Here is a 23789-nt window from a genome sequence, read left to right on the forward strand (position 1 = left end):
GTCTCGGGCGGCTTGCGGCACCGGATGCAGGCACAAGCAGTACCAGGATCCGCCGCCGCGGGCCGGGCACACTCGGGGTGTGGACAAGAAGGAGCTGGGCGCGTTCCTCCGCAGCCGCCGCGAGCGGCTCCGGCCGGAAGACGTCGGCCTCCCCTCGGGACCGCGGCGCCGGACGCCGGGGCTGCGCCGGGAGGAGGTGGCGGTGCTGGCGCACATCTCGACCGAGTACTACGTCCGCCTGGAGCAGGGCCGCGCGCCGCGGCCCTCGGGTGAGGTCCTCGCCGGGATCGCGGACGCGCTGCGGCTCACCGACGCCGAGTCCGCCCACCTGCACGTGCTCGCGGGCACCGCACCCACCCGCGGCGGCCGGCACCGGCGCGACGTGCGGCCCAGCATCCGCGCGTTGATCGGCCGGCTGCCGGACACGGCCGCGATCGTGACCTCCGCCGCGTTCGAGGTGCTGGCCTGGAACGACCTCGCGGCCGCGCTGATGGAGGACTTCGGCGCGCTCGCCCCGGCCGACCGCAACCTCGCGCGCCGCGCCTTCCTCCGCCCGGCGGCCGAGGGCCCGCTGTACGGGATCGCCCACGAGGCGGAGTTCCGGCAGCACGTCGTCATGCAGCTGCGCGCGACCGTCGCCCGCTACCCGGCCGACCCCGAGGTCAACGGGCTGGTCGGCGACCTGCGCGACGGCAGCCCGGAGTTCGCGCGGCTGTGGGAGCGGCACGACGTGCGGGCCGTGCCCGCGCTGACGAAGACGTTCCGCCACCCGGTGGTCGGGGAGATCACCGTCGACTGCGACTCGCTCGCGCTCACCGACCGCGACCAGCACCTCGTGCTCTACAGCGCGCCGCCGGGTTCCCCGGACGCCGAGGCGCTCGCCCTGCTGAACGTCCTCGGCGCCCGGGCCGGCGAGTACCTGTCCTAGCGGCTGAGCCGCCGGTAGCGGCGCACCGACAGCGGCAGGAACACCGCGATCATCGCCACCGGCCACAGCACCGCCAGCAGCAGCGCGTGCTCGGCGAACCAGCCGCCGCTGTCCCAGCCCGGGTTGCCGAACAGCTCGCGGGTCGCGGCCGCGGTGGCCGACAGCGGGTTCGCGTCGGCGATCGCGCCGAGCCAGCCGGGCATCGTGCCGGGTGAGACGAACACGTTGGACAGGAAACCCAGCGGCCACACCAGGATCTGCAGCGCCACGACACTTTCCGGGCCCTTCGCGACGAGCCCCAGGTAGAGCCCGAGCCACAGGATCCCGAACCGCAGCAGCACCAGCAGCCCGAACGCGGCCAGCGCCGCGCCGAACCCGCCGTGCCACCGCCAGCCGGTGAGCCAGCCGAACGCGGCGAGCACGACCAGCCCGGCCGTCGAGTTCAGCAGGTCGGCCACCGCGCGGCCGGTGACCGGCGCGGACGCCGCCATCGGCAGCGAGCGGAACCGGTCGGTCGACCCGCGCGCGACGTCGGTGGCGATCGCGGTGTAGGTGGACTCGATGCCGAACACCATGGCCAGCGCGAACATCCCGGGCACCAGGAACTCGCGGTAGTCGCCGGGCGCGGCCATCGCGCCGCCGAACAGGTAGCCGAACATCACCAGGGTCAGGACCGGGAACAGCAGCCCGACGACCACCGGCGCGGGCTGCCGCGCCCAGTGCGCCAGCTCCCGGCGGGTCATGGTCCAGCCGTCGGCGATCGCCCAGCGCAGTGCGGTCATGCCGGCACCTCCTCGCGTGCGGTCAGCTTCAGGAACACCTCGTCGAGCGTGGGGCGGCGCAGGGTGAGGTCGGCGATGCCGATGCCTGCGTCGTCGTAGGCCGCGGCGAGCCCGGTCAGGTCGCGCACCCGGTCGGACACCGGCACGCTCAGCCCGCCGTCGGTCAGGTCGGCCGCCGCCCCGGTGACCCGGCTCGCCAGCGCCGCGGCGGCGGGCAGGTCGGCGGCGTCCCGCAGGACCACCTCGACCCGGTCGCCGCCGATGCGGGACTTCAGCTGCGCCGGGGTGCCCTCGTCGACGATCCCGCCGCGGTCGAGCACGGCGATCCGCCCGGCGAGCTGGTCGGCCTCGTCCAGGTACTGCGTGGTGAGCAGCACGGTGGTGCCGTCGGCGACGAGTTCCCGCACCGCGGCCCACACCTCGCTGCGGCCGCGCGGGTCCAGGCCGGTGGTGGGCTCGTCCAGGAACAGCACCTCGGGCGAGCGCAGCAGCCCGGCGGCGAGGTCGAGCCGCCGCCGCATGCCGCCGGAGTACTGCTTCACCGGCTTCTCCCCCGCGTCGCCCAGCCCCATCCGGGCCAGCAGCTCGTCGGCCCGCTGCCGCGCCCGGCGCGCGCCGAGGTGGTAGAGCCGGCCGAACATCTCCAGGTTCTGCCGCCCGGACAGCACCTCGTCCACCGCGGCGTGCTGCCCGACCAGCCCGATCCGGTAGCGGACCTGGGCGGCCTGGCGGCGGGCGTCGAACCCGGCGACCAGGACCTTCCCGGCGTCGGGCCGCAGCAGCGTGGCCAGGATGCGCACGCAGGTGGTCTTGCCCGCGCCGTTGGGGCCGAGCAGGCCGAACACGGTCCCCGCGGGCACGGTCAGGTTCAGGTCGTCGAGCACGGTCTTGTCGCCGTAGCGCTTGCGCAGCCCCTGCGCCACCACGGCGTTTTCGCTGGACAACACGCCCCTCCTTCTACTCCGTATGCCGTACGGATCATCTATCGTACACCGTACGGAGTTCGTTACCGGCAGAATGGGCCCCGAGATGACTGAATTCAGCGCGAGTGGCGATCCGAAGCGCAGCCTCGAGCTCCTCTGGGGGCTGCAGGAGCCGCCGTCGAAGGGGCCGAAGGCCCGGTTCACCGTCGAGGAGATCACCCGCGTCGCGATCAAGCTCGCCGACACCGCCGGGCTGGCCGCGCTGTCGATGCGGAAGGTCGCCGAGGAACTGGGCGCCGGCACGATGTCGCTCTACACCTACGTGCCCGGCAAGGCGGAACTGCTGGACCTGATGGTCGACGCGGTGGTCGGCGAGACCGCGCGCCCGGCCGAGGTGCCCGGCGGCTGGCGGGGCAGGCTGGAGCAGATCGCGCGGGAGAACGCCGCGGTGTACCGGCGGCACCCGTGGCTGCTGCAGGTCGCCACGAGCCGCCCACCGATGGGTCCGAACGTGATCGCCAAGTACGACTACGAACTGCGCGCGCTGGAAGGCACCGGGCTCACCGACATCGAGATGGACCAGGTGCTCACACTGGTGCTGGGGTTCGTGCACTCCGCCATGCGCGGCGTGGTCGAGGCCGAGCAGGCGGCGCGGCGCAGCGGCCAGAGCGACGTCCAGTGGTGGGAGTCCTACGCGCCACTGCTGGAGAAGATCTTCGACCCCGAGCGCTTCCCGGTGGCCGCCCGGGTGGGCTCCGCCTCCGGGGAGGCCTACCAGGCGCCCACCGACCCGCACGCGTTCGAGTTCGGGCTGGCCCGCATCCTCGACGGCGTCGAGGCGCTCATCGCGTCCCGGTCGTGAGCTGCCGCACCGGCACGACACCGTGCGGGTCGTCTACCTGAGTCGCCTCCACCAGGCCGGCGCGGGCTGCCACTGGGCAGCCGTGAGTTCGCTGAGGAGCCGCTCCGGCGGGGCGCCGTACCCACCGCACACCAGGTCCGCGGATCGCCGTTCGCTCTCGACGGTGCCGCAGGCCACCAGTTGCACAGCGGCGGGGTCTTCCGGGTTCGCCGCCGCCCAGTCGGATCGGTCCGGCATGGTGAGGCCGACCACGAAGAGCTCCCCGAACTCAGTGGGCATGAAGATCGCGACGGGGTGGGGCCCCGGACCGGTGTACGGCGCGGCATCGTCGTAGGTGGTGCCGCCACAGGCCGTCTCCAGTTTGTACACCCGGCCGGGCAAGCCACCGCTGAGCGTCTTGACCGCGAAAACCACCCCGGCCGCGACGAGCACGGCCAACGCCCCCAGGACGATCCTGCCCCGCCTCACGCGTCGTTGAGTCATCGAGCGCAACCTCAGCGGCGGAACCGGAACCTCAGAACGGGGTCCCGCACCACGGCGGAACCCTGGTGGCGAACAGGCTGTCCGCGTGCGGCAGCGCCGCGGGGTTCACCACCTCGAGTCTGCCCGCGGTGGCGAGTGCGCTGGGCAGGCGGTCGCCGAGGTAGAGCATCGCCAGCGTCTCCGGGCCGGTCCGCAGGTCGGCGGCCGCGGTGGTGGGTTCGGCGCCGCCGGGGGTGATCCGGTAGCGGCCGGTGTTGGCGGGCAGCCGCGGGTCGGTCACCTCGATCACCACCGGCTCGCCCGGTCCCCACGCGCGGGCGGCGAGCGCGGCAGGCACGTCGAGCAGCCGCAGCCACAGCTGGTCGTCCACGCCGGTCACCGCGCAGGCGCGCGGGTCGGTGAGCATCGCGGGGAGCGGGTCGTCCAGCGGGCGCCCCGGAGCGCGGACCTCGGAGACCAGGTCGACCCGCAACAGGAAGCGCCACAACCCGGCCAGCGCCGCGATGTCCGCCGCGTGCAAATCGCGGACCGTGAGCGCGGCGCCGAGGTTCGGCTGGTCGAAGGTGCGCAGGTCCTCGGTGCGGTAGAGCACGAAACCGTCGTCGCCGCGCGGTCCGGTGTGGACGGCGACCTGGTGCTCGCCGATGAGGCGGTCCCGCGCGTAGGACCACCACACCTCGGGCCGCTCGATCATCCCGGCCCGGTGCGGGCCCATCTCCGCGTACAGCCGGGGAACCAGCTCCTGAGCCTCGGCGGCGCCGAGCAGCCGCACCGTCCCGCCGGCGGGGGCGTCGGCGCGGAACGCCGCCCGCGTGACGCGCAGGTTCTGGCTCCGGGTGGCCATGCCGTACCCGAATCGCCCGTAGATGGTGGCTTCGCTGGCGTGCAGGACGGCCAGCACGTCGCCGCGGCGGGCGCAGTCGGCGAGCTGGGCGGCCATCAGTCCGGTGAGGATGCCGCGGCGGGTGTGGTCGGTGCGCACTCCGACCCCGTCCACGGCGGCGGCGGGAAGCGCTTTCCCGCCGGGCACGGCGAGCCGGGTCGCGAAGGAGCCCGCGACGCCCACCGGTTCCCCGCCCGCGAAGGCGCCGAATCGCCGCTCGGCGGGGAACGACGCCGCGCGGCGCGTCCACAGCTCGTCGGTGACGGTGACGTGCAGGGTCCGGCCGAGCAGCTCGAACGCCGCCCGCTCCTCCCCCGCCGCCAGCGGCCGGATCTCCACGCCGGTCATGGTTCGGGCTGGGAGACTTCGTAGCCGCCCGCCGCGTCCCGCACCGTGATGGTCACCTTCTCCTTCTCGCCCGCGATGTCCACTGTGCACTCGAAGATGTGCCCGGCGACGACGTCCTCACCGGCCGGGCAGGACACGTCGCCGACTCCGGCGATCAGGTAGGACTCGGTGAGCACCCGCCGGACGCCGTCCTGCACGTGCGCGGCGTCGAACACCCGCCGCACCGGGGTGAGGCTCGCCGGCGCCGTGGACGAGGACGTGGTGGCCGTCGAGGTGGTGGGCGGTGGTGGGGTGGACGGTGCGGGGCCGGTCGGGGCACTGTCGCATCCGGACAGCACGAGCGCGGCGCACGCGAGCACCAGCGTGGTCCGCACCATTCACCCCCGGAACGAGCTTCTCAGAAGTGTGTACCACACCACGCGGGTACGGGCGTGGCGAAGAGCCGGTCGGCCCGCCCCAGCGCCGCCGGGTCCGCCGGCTGGATCCGCCCGGCCGCGGCCAGTTGCGAGGGCCGCCACGCGCCGAGGTAGATCATGGCCAGCGCGTCCACCCCGAGCCGCAGGTCGGCGGCGGCGTCGGTGCGGCGGGCGCCGTCCGGGGACACGTGGTAGCGCCCGGAGTTGGCTTCCAGCACCGGGTCCACGACCTCCAGCACGACCGGCTCGCCCTCGTAGGCGCGGGCGCCGAGCGCGGCGGGCACGTCGACCAGCCGCAGCCACAGCTCGTCCCCGCCGCCGGTGTCCTTCACCGCGCGGATGTCGGTGAACAGCAGCTCGACCGGCTCGTCGAGCGGGCGTTCGTCGGCGCGCAGGGTGTCGACGAGGTCGACGCCGAGCAGGTAGCGCCACAGCCCGTTGAACGCCTCGTCGGTGCCGGTGTGCAGGCTGATGACCTGCAGCACCGCCGGGTCGTTCCAGTGCTTGCGTTCGACGCTGTAGACGACGTAGCCGTCGGGGCCGTCTTCGCCGTGGTGGACGGCGGTCAGGACGGGGCTGGTGGCTTCGCGGGCGTGCCGTTCCCAGCCCGGCCACCAGTACGGCGGGCGGGTCATCATGCCGGGGCGGGTGTGCGGCAGTGCCGCGTACAGGCCGGGCAGCCGCTCCAGCGCGGTGTCCAGCGGCCAGAGCTCGACCTGGCCGCCTGCCGGGACGTCGGGGCGGAGCGCGGCGCGGCGGCGGTCGATCTCGTAGCCGCGGCTGCGCGTGGTGACGCCGTAGCCGAAGCGGTTGTAGATGACGCCTTCACTGGCGCGCAGCGCGGCGAAGGGCAGGCCGCGGGCGGCGATGTCGGTGAGCTGGGTGCGCATGAGCTCGGTGAGGACGCCGCGGCGGGTCCGGTCGGGACGGACACCGACACCGGTGACTCCCGCTGCGCCGGCGCGGGCGCCGCCGGGCAGGGTGATCTCGGCGTCGAACGAGCGGGCGGTGCCGATCAGCTCGGTGTCGAAGGCGCCCAGGGTGCGGCCGGGTTGCTGCGCGCGTTCGACGATCTTCCACGTCTCGTCGGTGGTGGCGGCGACGTGGAGGGTGGACCGGAACAGGTCGACGGCGGCGCGGTGTTCGTCGGGCCGCAGCGTGCGGACGGTGTAGTCACTCACGACGCGATCGTTCCCGACGGTGCGGCCGCACGCCAGCCAATTACCGGGGGTAGGCGACTTCGTAGTTGGCGGCGTCGTCCTTGATCGTCACGGTGACGGTCTTGCCCTGGCCGTTGACGACCGCGGAGCAGTCGAAGGTGGCTCCGGACTTGACCTCCTGGTCGGCGGGGCACTGCACGTCGCCGACCTGGGTGAGCTGGTAGTTGCCGATGAGGACCTGCTTGACGCCGTCCTGCACCGCGCTCTGGCTCAGCACGGTGGTCTTGAGGAACCCGGGCGCGAGGAACGCGGTGACGCAGAACGCGGCCACCACCACGACCGCCGCGCCCAGCCCGATCAGCAGGCCCTTGCCGCCCTTCTTCGCCGGCTGCTGCTGCCCGTAGCCGCCGGGCGCGCCGTGCTGCTGTCCCGGGTACTGCTGGGGCGGGTGCTGCTGTCCGGCGTACTGGGGCGCGGCCTGGCCCGGGTACTGCTGCCCGTACTGGGGCTGTCCAGGTTGGGGCTGTGCGGGCTGGAACTGGCCCGGCTGCTGGCCGTAGCCCGGCGGCTGCCCGTACTGGGGTTGCTGGGCGTACTGCTGCGGCTGGCCGGGTTGCTGCCCGTACCCGGGCTGGCTCCACTGCTGCTGCGGGTCGGTGCCGCCGTAGGGCGTGCTCATGCTGCCTGCCTCCCCTGATCGTCCTCGCTCAGCGCGATCCAACCACAACGCAGGGTGGGCCGCGCTACTCGGCACCCGCCGCGACGACCCCGCGCCGCAGCGCCTTGACGGCCTGCGCGGCGGCGTCGCCGACCGGGTCGGCCTTGCCGAGGACCGTCTTGATCTGGTCGAGCAGGTCGACGACCTGCCGGGACCAGCGCACGAAGTCGCCCGCGGACAGTTCCTGCCCGTTGGCGTCGGCGGCGGTGAGCACCTTTTCGAGGGATTCGCCGCGGGCCCACCGGTACACCGGCCAGGCGAACCCGGCGTCGGGTTCGCGGGTGCGGTCGAGGCGGTGGCGGCGTTCGTCCTCGGCGAGGTCGGTCCAGATCTTGGCGGTCTCCTGCCACGCCTTGGGCACGCCCCCGGCGGGTAGCCGCGGCTCACCGGGCGAGTCGCGCCGGGCCTCGAACACGAGCGTGGAGACGACGGCGGCGAGCTCGGGCGGGGTCAGTCCTTCCCAGACGCCGTGGCGGATGCACTCGGCGGCCAGCAGGTCGGATTCGCTGTAGAGGCGGGCCAGGCGCGCTCCGTGCTCGGTGACGCGGTCCTCGCCCTCGGCGAGGTAGCCGCGTTCGGCCAGCAGCGCCCGGATGCGGTCGAACGCCCGCGCCAGCGAGTGGGTGGTGGCGGCGACGCGTCGTTCCAGCTGCTCGGTTTCCCCGGCGAGCCGGTGGTAGCGCTCGACCCAGCGGATGTTGGCCTCGCGTTCGGCGAGCCCGTGGCAGGGGTGGGCGCGCAGGGCGCGGCGCAGCGCGGCCAGCTCACCGTCCTCATTGGCCCCCGATCGCCGTTTCTGGCGGCCGGGCAGGGAAATCCCGGAGTCGCGCAGGTGCGAGGCGATGTCGCGGCGGGTCTTGGGCGAGCGCAGTTCGACGTGCTTGGGCAGTTTGATCCGGCCCAGCGGCTCCACGGGCGCGGAGAAGTCCGACAGCGACAGCGGTCCGGACCACCGGTCCTCGGTCACCACGACCGGGCGCGGCTCGCGCACGGGGTCCAGACCGGGGTCGATCACCACGGCCAGCCCGGCGCGCCGCCCGGCGGGGACGGCGATGACGTCGCCCTTGCGCAGCTTCTCCAGCGACACCGCGGTGTCGGCGCGGCGGGCGGCGGTGTTCTGCCGGGCCAGCGCCTTCTCCCGGTCGGAGATCTTCTTGCGCAGCTGCACGTAGTCGAGCATCGCGTCGAAGTCGCCGGTGACGGCCTCGGCGTAGCCCTTGAGCGCCTCGCGGTTCTTCTCGATGCGGCGGGACAGCCCGACGACCGAGCGGTCGGCCTGGAACTGGGCGAAGGACTGTTCCAGCAGCTCGCGGGCCTGTTCGTGGCCGAGCTGGGCGACCAGGTTGATCGCCATGTTGTAGCCGGGCCGGAACGACGAGCGCAGCGGGTAGGTCCGGGTCGAGGCCAGTCCGGCGACGGCCTTCGGGTCGATCCCCGGCTGCCACACCACGACGGCGTGGCCCTCGACGTCGATGCCGCGGCGACCGGCGCGGCCGGTGAGCTGCGTGTACTCGCCCGGGGTGAGGTCGACGTGGGCCTCGCCGTTGTACTTGACCAGCCGTTCGAGCACCACGGTGCGGGCGGGCATGTTGATGCCCAGCGCGAGGGTTTCGGTGGCGAACACGACCTTGACCAGGCCGCGCACGAACAGTTCCTCGACGGTTTCCTTGAACGCGGGCAGCAGCCCGGCGTGGTGCCCGGCGATGCCGTTCTCCAGCGCCTCGCGCCATTCCCAGTAGCCGAGCACGCCCAGGTCGCCTTCGGGCAGGTCCTTGGTGCGCGTGTCGACGATGCGGCGCACCTCGGCGGCTTCTTCGGGGGTGTTCAGGCGCAGCCCGGAGCGGGTCACCTGGCTCACGGCGGCGTCGCAGCCGGCGCGGGAGAAGATGAACACGATCGCCGGGAGCAGCCCGGCGGCGTCCAGGCGGGTGATCATGTCCACCCGGGACGGCGGCCGGAACCGGGGGCCGCGCGAGTAGGTGCGCCCGCCCCGGCCCCGCCGCAGAGCCGCGGGGGCGTGCATGCGGCCGACCTCTTCCACGCGCCGCAGCAGGCCGGGGTTCATGCGCAGCTCGCCGTCGGAGCCGTCGTCGGCGAACAGGTCGAGCAGCCGGTTGCCGACCATCATGTGCTGCCACAGCGGCACGGGCCGGTGCTCGTCGACCACGACCGTGGTGTCGCCGCGCACCGTCACCAGCCATTCGCCGAACTCCTCGGCGTTGCTGACGGTGGCGGACAGGCCCACGACCCGCACGTACTCGGGCAGGTGCAGGATGACCTCTTCCCACACCGCGCCGCGGAACCGGTCGGCGAGGTAGTGGATCTCGTCCATCACGACGTAGCCGAGGTCGTCGATGGCCGAGGAACCCGCGTAGAGCATGTTGCGCAGGACCTCGGTGGTCATCACGACGATCTGGGCGTTGCCGTTGATCGCGGTGTCCCCGGTGAGCAGCCCGACGGTGCCGGCGCCGTAGCGCTGCACGAGGTCGCCGTACTTCTGGTTGGACAGCGCCTTGATGGGCGTGGTGTAGAAGCACTTGCGGCCCTCGGCGAGCGCGAGGTGCACGGCGAACTCGCCGACCACGGTCTTGCCCGCGCCGGTCGGCGCGCACACGAGCACGCCGTGGCCGTCCTCCAGCGCGCGGCAGCCGCGGATCTGGAAGTCGTCGAAGCCGAACTCCGCCTCGTCGGCGAAGCGGGTCAGCTGGGGGTACTGGGCGCGGCGCTTGGAAGCCTGGTAGGCCTCGGCCGGCGACACGGAAGGGCGAGGGGCCACCTTGTCAGGGTGTCACATGCGGTGTGCGGGACGCATGCGGTGGGTGTCAGCCCAGGATGGTGAGCGCGCCGCGGGCGCAGCGGGCGGTGACCGGGGCGCCGGGGAGCATCTCGCCGTCGGCGCAGAGGGGCCAGGAGGTGGCCTCGATGCGGACCTCGCGGGCGCGCAGGGTGCGCACCGCGGGGTGGCGCAGGTGCCGGCCGTGGCGCAGGCCGGGCATGATCCGCAGCAGGTCGGCGCGGGTGGCGTGGCCGACGACGGTGATGTCGAAGAGCCCGTCTCCGGGGTCGGCGTGCGGGCAGATCCGCATGCCGGCGCCGTAGTAGGGGGTGTTGCCGACGGCGACGAGGGTGGCGTCGAGGTGGTGGGGTTCGCCGTCGGTGGTGAGGGTGACCGGGCGGGCCCGGAACGCGGCGAGTTCGGCGAGCACGGCGACGTCGTAGCGGCGCGGGCCGGCGGGCCAGCGCAGGCGGGCGGCGCGGGCGTTGACGGCGGCGTCGAAGCCGGTGCACAGGACGGTGGCGAACCAGGCGCCGTCGAGGTGGCCGAGGTCGACGGCGCGGTGGCGGCGTTCCCGCAGCGCGGTCACGACGGCGTCGGTGGCGCGCAGCGGGTCGAGGGGGATGCCGAGCCCGCGGGCGAGGTCGTTGCCGGTGCCCGCGGGGATGATCCCGAGCGGGGTGCCGGTGGCGGCGCAGTACTGGACGGCGTGGTGCACGGCCCCGTCGCCGCCGAGGACGACCAAGGCGTCGAGCCCGTCCGGGAGGCTGTCCGGGGCCGCGGCGCCGAGCAGCTCCAGCCGGTCCACCCCGGCACGCAGACGAGCGGCCACGGTGCCGGCGATCCTGGCCGCCGCACCGCGGCCGGTGTCGGGGTGGACGGCCAGGGCCGCACGGATACCCATTGGCGAGGCAGACCGGTTAGGTCACGTCCTCGGTCTTGGGCTTGGCGGGCGCGTCGTCGTCGATGCTGCTCGGGGTGTAGTCGAACGGCGCGGCCTCGTCGTCGGACAGGCCGGCCCACTCCTCGCTCTCGCTGCCGCGGTACTTGCGCTTGTCGTGCACCCGCGCGATCTGGATGGCCAGCTCGGCGAGCACGGTCAGCGCGCCGGCCAGGGCGATCATCGAGAACGGGTCCGACCCGGGCGTGGCGAACGCGGCGAAGACGAACACCGCCATGATGATCCCGCGGCGCCACCGCTTCAGCTGGGCGTACTTGAGCACGCCCACGAAGTTCAGCATCACCAGCAGCAGCGGCAGCTCGAAGCTGACCCCGAAGATGATCAGCAGCGACAGCACGAACGAGATGTACTTGTCGCCGGTGAGGCCGGTGATGAAGAAGTCGCTGCCGAAGCCCATCAGCAGCTGCAGGGCGTGCGGGATGAGCAGGTAGGCCAGGACGGCGCCACCGGCGAACAGCACGCTCGCGAAACCGACGAAGGTGAGCGCGTACTTGCGCTCCTTGGTGTACAGGCCGGGGGCGATGAACGCCCACAGCTGGTACAGCCACAGCGGAGAGGTCAGCACCGCGCCCCCGGCGAGACCGACCTTCAGCTGGATCATGAACGCCTCGAACGGCACCGTCTGCAGCAAGTAGCAGCCCTCGGTGCTGCCGAGCCGCCGGTCGGCCGGGATGGCGCAGTACGGGTCGTTGATGATCGACCCGAGTGACGGGACCGGGCCCATCCTGGTGTTGAACCAGATGAAGCCGAAGATCCCGCCGGCGAGCACGGCGAGCAGGGCCCAGCCCAGGCGGCGCCGGAACTCGTAGATGTGCTCGATGAGCGTCATCGTGCCGTCGGGGTTGAGCCGGCGGCTGCGCTTGCGCCGCCGGTCCCTCCGGCTCTTGGGGGCGGAGTCCGCCACGACAGGCTCCGTCCTCGCCTCAGCTGGCGTGCTTGTGAGCCTGGTCGGCCTTCTCCGCCGCCTGCTGCCGCTTCAGCTCGTCGAGCTGCTTCTGCAGCTGCGCGACCTGGTCGTCGGCGGCGGTCGCCGCGGAAGGCGTCGTCTCGGAGGCCGTGATCTGCTTCTTGTCGGGCTCCTCGGCCTTGCCGTCCTCACGGAGGTCCTTGGTCTCGGCCTTGAAGATCTTCATGGACTTGCCGATGGACCGCGCGGCATCCGGCAGGCGCTTCGCGCCGAACAGCAGGACCACGACGAGCACCAGGATGATCAAGTGCCACGGCTGCAACCCGTTCAGCATCAGTGGCCTCCTTCCTTGCTTGTGACCAACTCTACTTGCTCAGGGGCGGGACGCCGCCGTTGCTCGAGCGCGACGCGCAGACCGGCCGTCCGGGCCGTCAACAGCCCGGTGCGGTCGGTGACACTCGCCGTAACCATGCTCGATGCCTTGCGGAAGCGGCGCAAGACCCCGAATGTCCGGATCAGGACAAGAATCAGAGCCAGGAGGCCCACGGCGGCGAGCACAATGCTCGGCAGGTACGACACGGCGTCACCCTACTGGCCCAAGGTGGCCGGGAGGTGACGTGCCCTTTCCAGCGCGGCGGCGGCCCGGCTACGGACGGCTTCGGCCAGCTCGGGCGGGCTTTCCACGCGCGCGTCGCCGCCCAGCCCGAGCACCAGCCGCACCATCCACGACTCGTCGCCGTAGCGCATCCGCACCCGCAGCCGCCCGCCGTCGAGCTCGGCCAGCTCCTCGCACGGGTAGTACTCGGCGACCCAGCGCGCGTCCGGTTCCAGCACCAGCTGCGCCTCCGGCTGGCCGGGCCGGGCGCGGAACACCCCGTCGGAGATGTCGGTGGGCCGCGCCGTCGGGGGTGGCGCGGCGCGCTCGTCGAGGACCTCGACCTCGTCGATGCGGTCCAGCCGGAACAGCCGGACGCCCTCGGCGCGGCGGCACCAGGCCTCCAGGTACCCGACGGCCTGCACGATCAGCAGCCGCATCGGGTCGACGGTGCGCTCGGTGATCTGGTCGCGGGAGGCGGTGTAGTAGCGGATCCGCAGCGCCCGCCCGGCGCGCAGCGCGTTCTGCACGACGCGGCGGGTCGCGGCGGTCTTCTCGCCCTCCCGGACGGCGAGCCCGACCACGACGCCGGAGGGCTGGGCCTGCCCGGCGGCGGCCTCGATCTTGGCGATGGCGCGGTGCACCGCGTCGGTGTCGACCACGCCGGGGGTCTCGGCGACCGCGCGCAGCGCGACGAGCAGCGCGGTGGCCTCCCCGCCGGTGAGGCGCAGCGGGCGGTTCATGCCCGCGTCGAAGGTGACCGTGACGGTGTCGCCCTCGAAGGACAGGTCGATCAGGTCGCCCGGGCCGTAGCCGGGCAGCCCGCACATCCACAGCAGTTCCAGGTCGCGGCGCAGCTGGCGGGCGGTGACGCCGAAGTCGCGGGCCGCGTCCTCGATGCGGATGCCGGGGCGGGCGAGCAGGTAGGGCACGAGCGCGAGGAGCCGGGGCATCCGGTCGGTGGAGCCGCTCATCGGCGCACCTCGTGGTGGAGCACGGACTCCAGGCGGCCGCGGACCGCCTTGGCCAGCACGTCCGGTTCGAGCACCAGCACGTCGGGCCCGTGCCCGGCGATCCAGTCCGCGGCGCTCTCCGGGAAGTACAGGTCGATCTCGGCGAGATCGCCCTCGACGCCGTCCACGGTGAGCCGCCCGGTGAGGCGGGCCCGGCGGCGCACCCCGGCGGCGCGCTGGTCGGCGATCCACAGCTTCGCGGTGGTGACGGGCGAGGGGTCGGGGTCGCCGGTGCCCGCGATCAGCTCCAGCAGGTTGACGTTGTCCGGGCGCTGGACCTCCCCCGGGCGGCCGACGGTGCGCACGTCGCCGACGATGCGGGAGAGCCGGAAGCAGCGCGGCGCGCCCCGGTCGCGGTCGTGGCCCACGACGTACCAACGGGCGCGCCAGGACACCACGCCCCACGGTTCGAGGGTGCGGGTGAGGCGTTCGGCCGAGCCGGAGCGGCGGTAGGAGAACTGGACGGCCTGGCGGGCCTGCACGGCGGCGACCAGCGGGGTGAAGGCCGGTTCGGCGCGGACGCGGGACTCCACGACCGGGGGCTCGGTGTGGTCGACGTCGACCCCGGCGGCGCGCAGCTTGACCAGCGCGCCCAGGGCCTGCCCGGTCATCTCGGGCGAGTCCCAGAGCCGGACCGCGAGCCCGACGGCCGCGGCCTCGTCCGGGGCCAGCTCGATCTCGCCGAGCTCGTAGTCCCGGCGGGCGATGCGGTAGCCCTCGGCCGGGTCGAAGGCCGAGTTGCGGCCGGTCTCCAGCGGGATCCCCAGTTCACGCAGCTCGGTCTTGTCCCGCTCGAACATGCGGGAAAAGGCCTCGTCACTCGCGGCGTCGGCGTATCCGGGCACGATCCCGCGGATCCGGTCAGCGGTGAGGTACTGCCGGGTCGACAGCAGAGCGAGCACCAGATTGACCAGGCGCTCGGCGCGGGCGGTGGACACCCGACCACAGTAGCTCGCACTGGTGATCGAGTCGCCGAGGTCCACCCCGGCGCGCCCAGGATGTCCACGAGATACCCACCCGTGCCGCGGCGAGGTGCGGTTTTCAGCCGCGAGCGACGCTCCCCGACCCGACGCGCTGCCCGATGAGGTCCTCACCGAGGCATCGATGGCGCAGGCGGAGGTCGCCAACGGCGCGGAAGTGCTGCGGAGCCGGATCGGGGATGAGCTCCGCAACGATCAGCGGCAGCCCGGACACCATCCTCAAGGTGGAGGGTGGCGACGCGCTCGTCGCCGCCAACCGGTCGGCCGAGGGCAGCCCGTTCCGGTGGCGATGACGAGCGGCGCGACCCCCTCAACGCCGGCATGCTCGCCCGCATGCCGGCGCCTTAGGGCTCAACCGCCGCGGGCGACGCGGCTCAGTGTCTTCCTCAGGTGCTCCGGGAGCGCCACCCCGCCCAGCCCCTCGGCGATGATCTCGATCGTCCGCTCCAGCGCGAGTTCGCGGGCCTCGCGCGAGGTGGGCGCCAGCGGGCCGTCCAGGTGCAGCATCGCCAGGCCGTGCACGGACGCCCACGCGGCGAACTCGGCCATCGGGCGGCGCCGCGGGGGCAGGTAACCGGCGGCGGCCAGGTCGTCGATGGCGTCGACCAGCTTGCGGAACGGGTTGGACTCCTCGACGTCGGCCAGCGGCGGCATCGGCGAGATCCCGCCGGTGAACGCGGTGCGGAACAACCCGGGCTCGGCGAGCGCGAACGTGAAGTACCCCTGCCCGATCGCGGCCAGCCTGCTCAGCCCGCGTTCGGCGGGGTCGTCGGCCGGGTCCAGCCGGTCCAGCGCCTCGTTCATCGCCGCGGTCAGCAGTTCCATCGCGCGCGTCTTGACCGCCTCCAGCAGCTCCTCGTGCCCGGCGAAGTGCCGGTAGGCGGCGGTCGGGGTGACGCCGACGGCCCGCGCGGCCGCCCGGATGGTCACCGACGACGGGCCGCCGGCCTGGGCGAGTTCGGCGGCGGCCCGGATGAGGGCGTTGCGGAGGTCGCCATGGTGGTAGCCGGTTCGAACGGGCGCTGAGGAGCTCACAGCCCGATGTTGACACCCGTGCACATCGGTGGCAAGTTGACGGGTGCCAAGTTTGCGCCCGTCAACATTCGAGGGGATCCCATGTTCGCTCGGCTCGGCCGGTTCGCCGCCGATCACGCACGGCTCGTCCTCGTCGTCGCCGGCGTCCTCCTCGCCGGCGCGGCCGTCCTCGGCATGACCGCGTTCGGCAAGCTCCAGTCCCAGGGGTTCGACGACCCCGGCTCCGACTCCAGCCGCGCCGCGGCCCTCGCCGAACAGCACTTCGGCGGCGCGGACAACCTGCTGTTCCTCGTCCAGGCCCGGGACGGCACCGTCGACGACCCCGCCACCCGCGCGGCAGGCACGGCACTGACCGAACGCCTCGCCGCCGATTCCGCCCTGGAATCGGTCACCTCCTACTGGGCGACCGGCGCCCCGCCGCTGCGCGCCGACGACGGCCGCTCCGCGCTGATCGTCACCCAGCCCGCCGACACCTCCGCCGACGCGGTCGAGGCCGTCGTGGAGCGCTACCAGGGCGAAAACGGCCCCGTCACCGTCACCGCGGGCGGCGGCGCGGTCGTCGGCCTCGACATCAACGACCAGGTCAGCCGCGACCTGCTGATCGCCGAGATGATCGCCGTGCCGATCATCCTCGTCCTGCTGTTCCTCGTCTTCGGCAGCGTCGTCGCCGCCCTGCTGCCGCTGGTCGTCGGCGGCATCGCGGTTCTCGGCACGTTCGCCGAGCTGTCGGTGTTCGGGTCGCTGACCGACGTGTCGGTGTTCGCGATCAACCTGACCACCGCGCTCGGGCTCGGCCTCGGCATCGACTACGCCCTGCTCATGGTCAGCCGGTTCCGGGAGGAACTCGCCACGGGCGCGGACACCCGGACCGCCGTGATCCGCACCGTGGCCAGCGCCGGGCGCACGATCAGCTTCAGCGCCGCCACCGTCGCCGTCGCACTCGCCGCGCTGCTGCTGTTCCCCCAGTACTTCCTGCGCTCCTTCGCCTACGCCGGCATCGGCGTCATCGTGATCGCCATGCTCGCCGCGGTGGTCGTGCTGCCCGCGCTGCTGACCGTCCTCGGGTCGCGGGTCAACTCCGGCCGCCTGCCCTGGGCGCGCGGCCGCACCCCGAGCACGGTGTCCGCGTTCTGGGGTCGGGTCGCCGCGTTCGCGATGAAACGGCCCGCGCTGGCCGCCGTCCCCGTGCTCGCCGTGCTCGTCGCGGCCGCCACTCCCCTGCTCGGCGTCCAGTTCGGCACCCCCGACGAGCGGGTGCTACCGGAAACCGCGTCCAGCCGCGTCGTCGGCGACGAGTTGCGTGCGGCCTACCCGGCCAACGACAGCCGCGCCATCGAGGTCATCGCGCTCGGCACACCCGACCAGGCCACGATCGCCGGGTACGCCGGCCGGTTGTCCGAACTGGACGGCGTCGCCCACGTGACCTCCAGCGCGGGCGGCTTCACCCAGGGCCGCGCCGACGGCCCCGCGAACCCGGCGCTCGGAGCGCCCGGCGCGCAGAAGCTGTCCGTCGTCACCACCGCCGACTCCCGGTCCGCCGAAGCCGAAGCCGTCGTCGCCGAGGTCCGCGCGCTGCCCGCCCCGCCCGGGCTCGAAGTGGCGGTCGGCGGCGACGCGGCCGCGCTGGTGGACAGCAAGGACGCCATCGGCAGCAGGCTCCCCCTGGCGGCCGGCCTGATCGCCGTCACCACGTTCATCCTGCTGTTCCTGTTCACCGGCAGCGTCCTGCAGCCGCTGCGCGCGCTGCTGTTCAACCTGCTCAGCCTGTCCGCCACGATGGGCGTGATGGTGCTGGTCTTCCAGGAGGGCTTCGCCGCCGGGTTCCTCGGCTTCACCCCGCTGCCGCTGGACACCAGCATGCTGATGCTGCTGTTCTGCATCGCGTTCGGGCTGTCCATGGACTACGAGGTGTTCGTCGTCAGCCGCATCAAGGAAGCCCACGACCACGGGCTCGGCCCGCGCGAAGCGGTGGTGCACGGGCTGTCCCGCACCGGGCGGATCGTCTCGGCCGCCGCGCTGCTGCTCGCGGTCAGCGTGTTCGCCTTCGGCACCAGCGGCGTGAGCTTCATCCAGATGTTCGGCATCGGCACCGGCCTGGCGATCCTCATCGACGCCACCCTGGTACGCGGCGTCCTGCTGCCCGCGGGCATGCGACTGCTCGGCCGCTATGCCTGGTGGGCACCCGAACCGCTACGCCGCCTGCACGACCGGGTCGGCGTCAGCGAAACGGCGAAACAACCCGCCGCGGTGCGATGAGGGCGGTGAACAGGAGTTTCCTGATCTTTTGAGGTCGGCTAGCTGACCTGGCGGCGCTGCCAAAGGCTGGGGTGCCCCAGCGCACGTACGGGAGCCGAACTTCGTGACGAGCACCGTGATCCGCGGTGCAGCTCATCGTGAGCACCCTGACGCTCCGCACGGTGTTCATCCGCACTGAGTGGGCGATCCTCGACGACCTGTTCTCCACCCAGCGGCGACTCGCGATCGTGCTCGTGGTCGTGCTCGGCTTCGCGCAGGGTGGGAACGCCCGGCTGCTCGACAAGCCCATCGGGTTGTTCGCCGAGTGGCTGGTCTGGCGGTGCGTTAACGGCGCTCCCACGGGATCTGCTCGCCCGCCTCCACCGGGAACGGCAACCGGTTCTCCGGTGGGGGCAGAGGGCAGGTCGCGAGGTCGATGAACGCGCACGGCAGGTTCACGGCCCGGTTGAAGTCCAGCTCCACCCGCCCGTCCGCGTCCGGCTCGGCGACCGACAGGCTGCGGTTCGCGGCGTACGTCGTCACACCCGACGTGGCGTCCGTGAACAGCACCGAGAACGCCGCGCCGCCCTTGCCGTTGAACGCGGTCAGCGCGAACTCCTCGCCCCGGTACGCGAACCGCAGCACGCCGGGCGAGGAGTACACATGCGACAGTCCTTCCACGACCGCCCCGACGGTCACCGGCCGCGGCTCGTCGTACGGCTCGAACCGGCCGGGCAGCACCCACGCCGGATCCGGCTCGTAGGCAGGCACGCCGCGGAACGCCGCCCGCACCGGCGCCGCCGGGTCCCGCAACCGCACCAGGTACCCGCTGCGCCGCGCCACCTCGACAACCCGGTCACCGGCCTTGACCATCTCGCCCGGACCGCTGTTGACCAGCTCGAACCGCGTCGTGCCGGACACCCCGAAGTCCTCGTCCGGATCCACCACCACGACCGCGGCCTCATCACCGTCGAGACGCCAGGTGCCCGGGATGCCGTCGAACCGCTGCGGCTCCGGCGTCAGCCAGTGCCGCGCCGTGATGCTCAGCCACCCGTGCGGCTCGGCGAGCGCCCGCTCCCGCTCGGCGTGCCAGGACCGCCACGCCTGCTCGAACCCGCTCACAGCGAGCTGATCAGCCGGTCGACGCGCTCGTCCACCGCGCGGAACGGGTCCTTGCACAACACGGTCCGCTGCGCCTGGTCGTTGAGCTTGAGGTGCACCCAGTCGACCGTGAAGTCCCGGCCGGCGGCCTGCGCGGCGGCGATGAAGTCGCCCCGCAGCTTCGCGCGCGTGGTCTGCGGCGGCGTGTCCTTGGCCAGCTCGATCTCGCCGTCGTCGGTGATCCGCCGCACCAGCCCCTTGCGCTGCAACAGGTCGAACAGGCCCCGCCCGCGCCGGATGTCGTGGTAGGCCAGGTCCAGCTGCGCCACCCGCGGGCTGGACAGGTCCAGGTTGTGCTTCGCCCGGTATCGCTCCACCAGCCGGTGCTTGATCGCCCAGTCGATCTCGGTGTCGATCTTGCTGAAGTCCTGCTGCTCCACCGCGTCCAGCGCGCGGCCCCACAGCTCCACCACCCGCTGCGCCGTCGGGCCCGAGTCGTTGGCCTGCACGTGCTGCACCGCGCGCCCGTAGTACTCGCGCTGGATGTCCAGCGCCGAGGCCTCCCGCCCGCCTGCCAGCCGCACCGGGCGCCGCCCCGTCAGATCGTGGCTGATCTCCCGGATCGCCCGGATCGGGTTGTCCAGTGTGAAGTCCCGGAACTGCACACCCTGCTCGATCATCTCGAGCACCAGGTTCGCCGTGCCGATCTTCAGCAGCGTCGTCGGCTCCGCCATGTTCGAGTCACCCACGATGACGTGCAGCCGCCGGTACCGCTCGGCGTCGGCGTGCGGCTCGTCCCGGGTGTTGATGATCGGCCGCGACCGGGTCGTGGCGCTCGAGACGCCCTCCCAGATGTGCTCGGCCCGCTGGGACAGGCAGTACACCGCGCCCCGCGGCGTCTGCAGCACCTTGCCCGCGCCGCAGATCAGCTGACGGGTCACCAGGAACGGCAGCAGCACGTCCGCGATCCGCGAGAACTCGCCCGCGCGCGTCACCAGGTAGTTCTCGTGACAGCCGTAGGAGTTGCCCGCCGAGTCGGTGTTGTTCTTGAACAGGAAGATGTCACCGCCGATGCCCTCGTCGGCCAGCCGCCGCTCCGCGTCGACCAGCAGGTCCTCGAGGATCCGCTCACCGGCCTTGTCGTGCGTGACGAGCTGCACCAGGTCGTCGCACTCGGCCGTCGCGTACTCGGGGTGCGATCCCACGTCCAGGTAGAGCCGGGAGCCGTTGGACAGGAAGACGTTGGACGAGCGCCCCCACGACACGACCCGCCGGAACAGGTAGCGCGCCACCTCATCGGGCGAGAGCCGGCGCTGCCCGTGGAACGTGCAGGTGACGCCGAACTCGGTCTCGATGCCAAAAATCCGCCGCTGCATCTCTCAATGCTAGGCGCTTTTGGCCCCGGCGCGGTGCGCCGTTCGGGCGGCGACACGCCGGGCGATCGTCGCACCACGCGCCGGCACGCCCGGGACACCGCTGTCACCAGGGGTTTCCCACGTTGTGGTCCGGGCCACCCGATAGAGTCGTTCCGGACTGCGACAGGGGTGATCCGAAACCGTGACCGGCAACGCGCTGCGAGCCGACTGCGCGAACTGCTTCGGCCTGTGCTGCGTGGCGCTGCCCTTCGCCGCCTCCGCCGACTTCGCGGTGGACAAGGACGCCGGCACCCCGTGCCGCAACCTGCTCGACGACTTCCGCTGCGGCATCCACGCCCGCCTGCGCGACGAGGGTTTCACCGGCTGCACCGTCTTCGACTGCTTCGGCGCCGGGCAGCGCATCTCCCAGGAGACCTTCGGCGGCCGCGACTGGCGCCAGGCGCCGGAGACCCGCGAGGCCATGTTCGCCGCCTTCCCGGTGATGCGGCAACTGCACGAGCTGCTCTTCCACCTCACCCAGGCGCTGACCCTGCCCGCGGCCCGCCCCGTCCACGACGACCTGCGGGCCGCGCTCGCGGAGACCGAGCGCATGGCGGGGAGCAACGCTGCGGACCTGGTCCGGCTCGACGTCGCCGGCCACCGCGAGCAGGTGAGCGCCCTGCTGCTGCGCGCGAGCGAACTGGCCCGCGGCAAGCGCGGCAAGAACCGCCGCGGAGCCGACCTGATCGGCGCGAAACTCCGCGGCGCCGACCTGCGGGCCGCCAACCTGCGCGGCGCCTACCTCATCGGCGCGGACCTCCGCCGCGCCGACCTGCGCCAGGCCGACCTGATCGGCGCGGACTTCCGCGGGGCCAACCTCGCGGGCGCCGACCTGACCGGCAGCCTCTTCCTCACGCAGGCCCAGGTGAACGCCGCCCAGGGCGACGGCACGACCCGCCTGCCGGAGGGCCTCGACCGGCCCGCCCACTGGCGCCCCTGACCGGCTCCATCGCGCGCCCACCGCGCCGCCTCCACGCGCTGCGCGGCATCGCAGCTGGGGCGGCCCCGGCCGCGCGCGGGCGGCGGAGAAGTGGCGCCCCCGCCGCCCGGGCGCCCCGGCAGGGGGAAAGCGAGCCTGCACCGCACCAACGCCCCCGACGCCCGGGGAAATGGAGCCTGCACCGCATTAGGCACCCGCCACCCCGGAAGGCCGAGCCCACGCCGCCCCCAGCGCGCCCCGCACCCGGGAGAACCGAGCTTGCACCACCCCAACACGCCCGGCACCGGGTAAACCGAGCCCACGCCGCCCCAGAACCCGGGAAAGCCGAACTTGCACCGCACCAACGCCCCCGGCACCGGGTAAACCGAGCCCACGCCGCCCACCGCGCCTGGCACCCGGGGAAACCGCGCCTGCACGGCCGCGATACCAGCGTGGTCCACCCGACACCGCCGGCCTCGTCCCCGATGCCCACACACTCCCGGCCCTCCCACCGACACCGCGCGGGCCCCACCACCCGGAAACGCGAAAAGGCCCCCGGACCGAAGTCCGAGGGCCTCTCACCCAAGCTCAGCTCGCCGGCGGTGTCTCGCCGTCCTCCGGCTTCTCCTCCGCCTCCCCGGCGGACTCGGCCGGCTGCTCCGGCAGCAAGGCGTCCAGCGCCGCGCCCTGGATCCGCCGGAACTTGCGCCCCGGCCGCTCCCGGTCCAGCACCGCGACCTCCAGCTTCAACGGCGCGCTGTCCCCGTTGTTGCTGACCGCCCGCAGCGCGTCCAGCGCGACCTTCAGCGCGTCCCGCAGCTCCAGGCCGTCCTCGTAGATCTCCTTCAGCTTGTTCGCCACCGGCTCGGTCTGCCCACCGGTCACGACGTACCGCGGCTCGTCGAAGATCGAACCGTCGTAGGTCAGCCGGAACAGCTGGTCCTCCTCCGGCACCGACCCCACCTCGGCCACGCACAGCTCCACCTCATAGGGCTTGAGCTGCTCGGTGAAGATGCTGCCCAGCGTCGCCGCGTAGGCGTTCGCCAGCGCACGCGCCGTCACGTCCCGGCGGTCGTACTGGTAACCCTTCAGGTCCGCGTGCCGGATGCCGGCGACCCGCAGGTTCTCGTACTCGCTGTACCGGCCGACCGCGGCGAACCCGATCCGGTCGTAGATCTCGGAGATCTTGTGCAGCGTCGTCGACGGGTTCTCCGCCACGAACAGCACACCGCTGCGGTACTTCAGCACAACCACGCTCCGGCCGCGCGCGATGCCCTTGCGCGCGAGCTCCGAGCGCTCACGCATCAACTGCTCAGGAGAGGCGTACAGCGGCATCGTCACGGTGAGGCTCCAAGAATGCTCGAAGGAAGGGAAGTTCGGCTACGGCGACCGCGCGGATCAGGTGCGGCCGTGGCTGGCCTGCTCGGCCCGGCCCGCGACGACCGCCTCCGCCACCGCGGCGGCCTGCTCGTCCGGCAGCCGCACCGCGCCGCGCTCGGCGGTGATCGTCACCAGCGTCGGGAAGATCCGGCGCACCAGGTCCGGCCCGCCCGTCGCGCTGTCGTCGTCGGCCGCGTCGTACAGCGACTCCACCGCGGTGCGCATCGCGGTCTCCTCGTCGGCCTCCGGGTCGTACAGCTTCTTCAGCGCCGACTTCGCGAACAGCGACCCCGACCCGATCGCGTGGTAGCCCGCGCGCTCCTCGTACCGGCCACCGGTCACGTCGTAGGAGACGATCCGCCCGGCCCGCTTCGGGTCGTCGGCCTCGATGTCGTAGCCGACGAACAACGGCAGCGCCGCCAGTCCCGCCATCGCCACGTCCAGGTTGCCCTTCACCATGGTGGCGAGCTTGTTCGTCTTGCCGTCCAGCGACAGCGGAACGCCCTCGATCTTCTCGTAGTGCGCCAGCTCGACCGCGTAGAGCCGCACCAGCTCCAGCGCGATCCCGGCGCTGCCCGCGATGCCCACCGCGGAGTAACCGTCGGTGACGTGCACCTTCTCCATGTCCCGCGACGCGATCAGGTTCCCCGACGTCGCCCGCCGGTCACCGGCGATCAGCACGCCACCGGAGAACGACACGGCCACGATCGTGGTGCCGTGCGGCGCGTCCAGCTCACCCGCACCGGAATTGGGCAGCTGCCGTCGGCCCGGCAGCAGGTCAGGCGCCTGCATGCGGAGGAACTCGGCGAACGACGACGTCGTGCTCGAGAAGAAGGCAGCGGGCAGCGCGGAGCCCGTGGGGCCCGAGGTGTGTTCCATACGTGCTCGTGGTTCCCATCGACGAAGTGTGGCGCTTCCGCGGGCGAAACACCCGCGGAAGCGCGACAGCCGGCACTACAAGCTACTCGG

The 23789-nt window shown here is 72.8% G+C and carries 23 protein-coding genes; 4 read left to right on the forward strand and 19 right to left on the reverse strand.

The genetic code is table 11. The features are described 5' to 3' along the window. The first annotated feature begins 79 nt into the window (after positions 1-79). Positions 80-928, forward strand: a complete 849-nt coding sequence (locus ABZ193_RS21975) for a helix-turn-helix transcriptional regulator (RefSeq protein WP_354711272.1) — start codon at positions 80-82, stop codon at positions 926-928. On the opposite strand, the gene ABZ193_RS21980 is transcribed toward ABZ193_RS21975, so the two are convergent. Further along, the gene (locus ABZ193_RS21980; RefSeq protein WP_354711274.1) at positions 925-1710 is read right to left on the reverse strand and encodes an ABC transporter permease; all 786 of its coding nucleotides are present in this window, start codon (positions 1708-1710) and stop codon (positions 925-927) included. The two genes, ABZ193_RS21975 and ABZ193_RS21980, sit on opposite strands and share 4 nt — an antisense overlap. Continuing rightward, positions 1707-2654: an ATP-binding cassette domain-containing protein gene (locus ABZ193_RS21985; protein WP_272881813.1), complete on the reverse strand. Its 948-nt coding sequence runs from the start codon at positions 2652-2654 to the stop codon at positions 1707-1709. Before ABZ193_RS21985 ends, ABZ193_RS21980 begins: the two co-directional genes overlap by 4 nt. Positions 2655-2739: 85 nt before the next feature. Here ABZ193_RS21985 and ABZ193_RS21990 point away from each other — a divergent pair, with 85 nt between their 5' ends. Beyond that, positions 2740-3495, forward strand: a complete 756-nt coding sequence (locus ABZ193_RS21990) for a TetR/AcrR family transcriptional regulator (RefSeq protein ID WP_039791448.1) — start codon at positions 2740-2742, stop codon at positions 3493-3495. Between the two features lie 33 nt (positions 3496-3528). Here ABZ193_RS21990 and ABZ193_RS21995 read toward each other — a convergent pair whose 3' ends face one another. The 13 genes from ABZ193_RS21995 to ABZ193_RS22055 all read right to left on the reverse strand — a co-directional run bounded on the left by ABZ193_RS21995 (position 3529) and on the right by ABZ193_RS22055 (position 15770). Then, on the reverse strand, positions 3529-3933 hold the full coding sequence (locus ABZ193_RS21995; RefSeq protein ID WP_354711276.1) for a hypothetical protein: 405 nt from the start codon (positions 3931-3933) through the stop codon (positions 3529-3531). 76 nt (positions 3934-4009) lie between these two features. Continuing rightward, complete coding sequence (locus ABZ193_RS22000) at positions 4010-5209, reverse strand: GNAT family N-acetyltransferase (RefSeq protein WP_354711277.1); 1200 nt, start codon at positions 5207-5209, stop codon at positions 4010-4012. After that, positions 5206-5586: a DUF4333 domain-containing protein gene (locus ABZ193_RS22005; protein WP_354711279.1), complete on the reverse strand. Its 381-nt coding sequence runs from the start codon at positions 5584-5586 to the stop codon at positions 5206-5208. Before ABZ193_RS22005 ends, ABZ193_RS22000 begins: the two co-directional genes overlap by 4 nt. 20 nt (positions 5587-5606) lie before the next feature. Beyond that, positions 5607-6806 carry a GNAT family N-acetyltransferase gene (locus tag ABZ193_RS22010; RefSeq protein ID WP_354711281.1) on the reverse strand — a complete coding sequence of 400 codons (1200 nt, stop codon included), beginning with the start codon at positions 6804-6806 and terminating at the stop codon, positions 5607-5609. Positions 6807-6846: 40 nt separating this feature from the next. Continuing rightward, positions 6847-7464 carry a DUF4333 domain-containing protein gene (locus tag ABZ193_RS22015; RefSeq protein ID WP_354711283.1) on the reverse strand — a complete coding sequence of 206 codons (618 nt, stop codon included), beginning with the start codon at positions 7462-7464 and terminating at the stop codon, positions 6847-6849. A gap of 64 nt (positions 7465-7528) precedes the next feature. Then, the gene (locus tag ABZ193_RS22020) at positions 7529-10279 is read right to left on the reverse strand and encodes a DEAD/DEAH box helicase (RefSeq protein ID WP_354711285.1); all 2751 of its coding nucleotides are present in this window, start codon (positions 10277-10279) and stop codon (positions 7529-7531) included. Positions 10280-10325: 46 nt separating this feature from the next. Then, complete coding sequence (locus tag ABZ193_RS22025) at positions 10326-11183, reverse strand: diacylglycerol kinase family protein (RefSeq protein ID WP_020417833.1); 858 nt, start codon at positions 11181-11183, stop codon at positions 10326-10328. A 16-nt stretch (positions 11184-11199) separates the two neighbouring features. Continuing rightward, on the reverse strand, positions 11200-12144 hold the full coding sequence (gene tatC, locus ABZ193_RS22030) for a twin-arginine translocase subunit TatC (RefSeq protein ID WP_020417832.1): 945 nt from the start codon (positions 12142-12144) through the stop codon (positions 11200-11202). A 19-nt stretch (positions 12145-12163) separates the two neighbouring features. Continuing rightward, positions 12164-12481 carry a Sec-independent protein translocase subunit TatA gene (gene tatA / locus ABZ193_RS22035; RefSeq protein ID WP_020417831.1) on the reverse strand — a complete coding sequence of 106 codons (318 nt, stop codon included), beginning with the start codon at positions 12479-12481 and terminating at the stop codon, positions 12164-12166. Then, a complete protein-coding gene (locus ABZ193_RS22040) occupies positions 12481-12726 on the reverse strand; it encodes a bacteriophage holin (protein ID WP_237334936.1) in 246 nt (81 codons plus the stop codon). Before ABZ193_RS22040 ends, tatA begins: the two co-directional genes overlap by 1 nt. 9 nt (positions 12727-12735) lie before the next feature. Then, positions 12736-13716, reverse strand: coding sequence for a YafY family protein (locus ABZ193_RS22045; protein ID WP_020417829.1), 981 nt, complete (start codon positions 13714-13716; stop codon positions 12736-12738). Next, positions 13713-14693 (reverse strand): WYL domain-containing protein, encoded by a 981-nt coding sequence (locus ABZ193_RS22050; RefSeq protein WP_354711286.1) that lies wholly within the window; start codon positions 14691-14693, stop codon positions 13713-13715. Before ABZ193_RS22050 ends, ABZ193_RS22045 begins: the two co-directional genes overlap by 4 nt. Positions 14694-15086: 393 nt before the next feature. Continuing rightward, positions 15087-15770 carry a TetR/AcrR family transcriptional regulator gene (locus ABZ193_RS22055; RefSeq protein WP_354711287.1) on the reverse strand — a complete coding sequence of 228 codons (684 nt, stop codon included), beginning with the start codon at positions 15768-15770 and terminating at the stop codon, positions 15087-15089. Between the two features lie 81 nt (positions 15771-15851). Between ABZ193_RS22055 and ABZ193_RS22060 the strand changes: the two genes are divergently transcribed. Continuing rightward, complete coding sequence (locus ABZ193_RS22060; RefSeq protein ID WP_354711289.1) at positions 15852-18026, forward strand: MMPL family transporter; 2175 nt, start codon at positions 15852-15854, stop codon at positions 18024-18026. A gap of 324 nt (positions 18027-18350) precedes the next feature. Here ABZ193_RS22060 and ABZ193_RS22065 read toward each other — a convergent pair whose 3' ends face one another. Then, a complete protein-coding gene (locus tag ABZ193_RS22065; protein WP_354711290.1) occupies positions 18351-19127 on the reverse strand; it encodes a DUF1684 domain-containing protein in 777 nt (258 codons plus the stop codon). After that, entirely contained in the window at positions 19124-20482 is a 1359-nt protein-coding gene (gene pafA / locus ABZ193_RS22070; RefSeq protein WP_020417824.1) for a Pup--protein ligase, read from the reverse strand. Before pafA ends, ABZ193_RS22065 begins: the two co-directional genes overlap by 4 nt. A 181-nt stretch (positions 20483-20663) precedes the next feature. Between pafA and ABZ193_RS22075 the strand changes: the two genes are divergently transcribed. Continuing rightward, positions 20664-21461 (forward strand): pentapeptide repeat-containing protein, encoded by a 798-nt coding sequence (locus tag ABZ193_RS22075; protein WP_354711291.1) that lies wholly within the window; start codon positions 20664-20666, stop codon positions 21459-21461. Between the two features lie 567 nt (positions 21462-22028). Here the strand turns inward: ABZ193_RS22075 and prcA are convergent. Both prcA and prcB read right to left on the reverse strand, forming a co-directional pair. Further along, positions 22029-22781, reverse strand: a complete 753-nt coding sequence (gene prcA / locus ABZ193_RS22080; RefSeq protein ID WP_027936582.1) for a proteasome subunit alpha — start codon at positions 22779-22781, stop codon at positions 22029-22031. Between the two features lie 57 nt (positions 22782-22838). Then, positions 22839-23699, reverse strand: coding sequence for a proteasome subunit beta (gene prcB, locus ABZ193_RS22085; protein ID WP_237334942.1), 861 nt, complete (start codon positions 23697-23699; stop codon positions 22839-22841). Positions 23700-23789: the final 90 nt, after the last annotated feature.

The sequence above is a fragment of the Amycolatopsis sp. NPDC006125 genome (genome assembly GCF_040614195.1).
Classification (GTDB): Bacteria; Actinomycetota; Actinomycetes; order Mycobacteriales; family Pseudonocardiaceae; genus Amycolatopsis_E; species Amycolatopsis_E tucumanensis.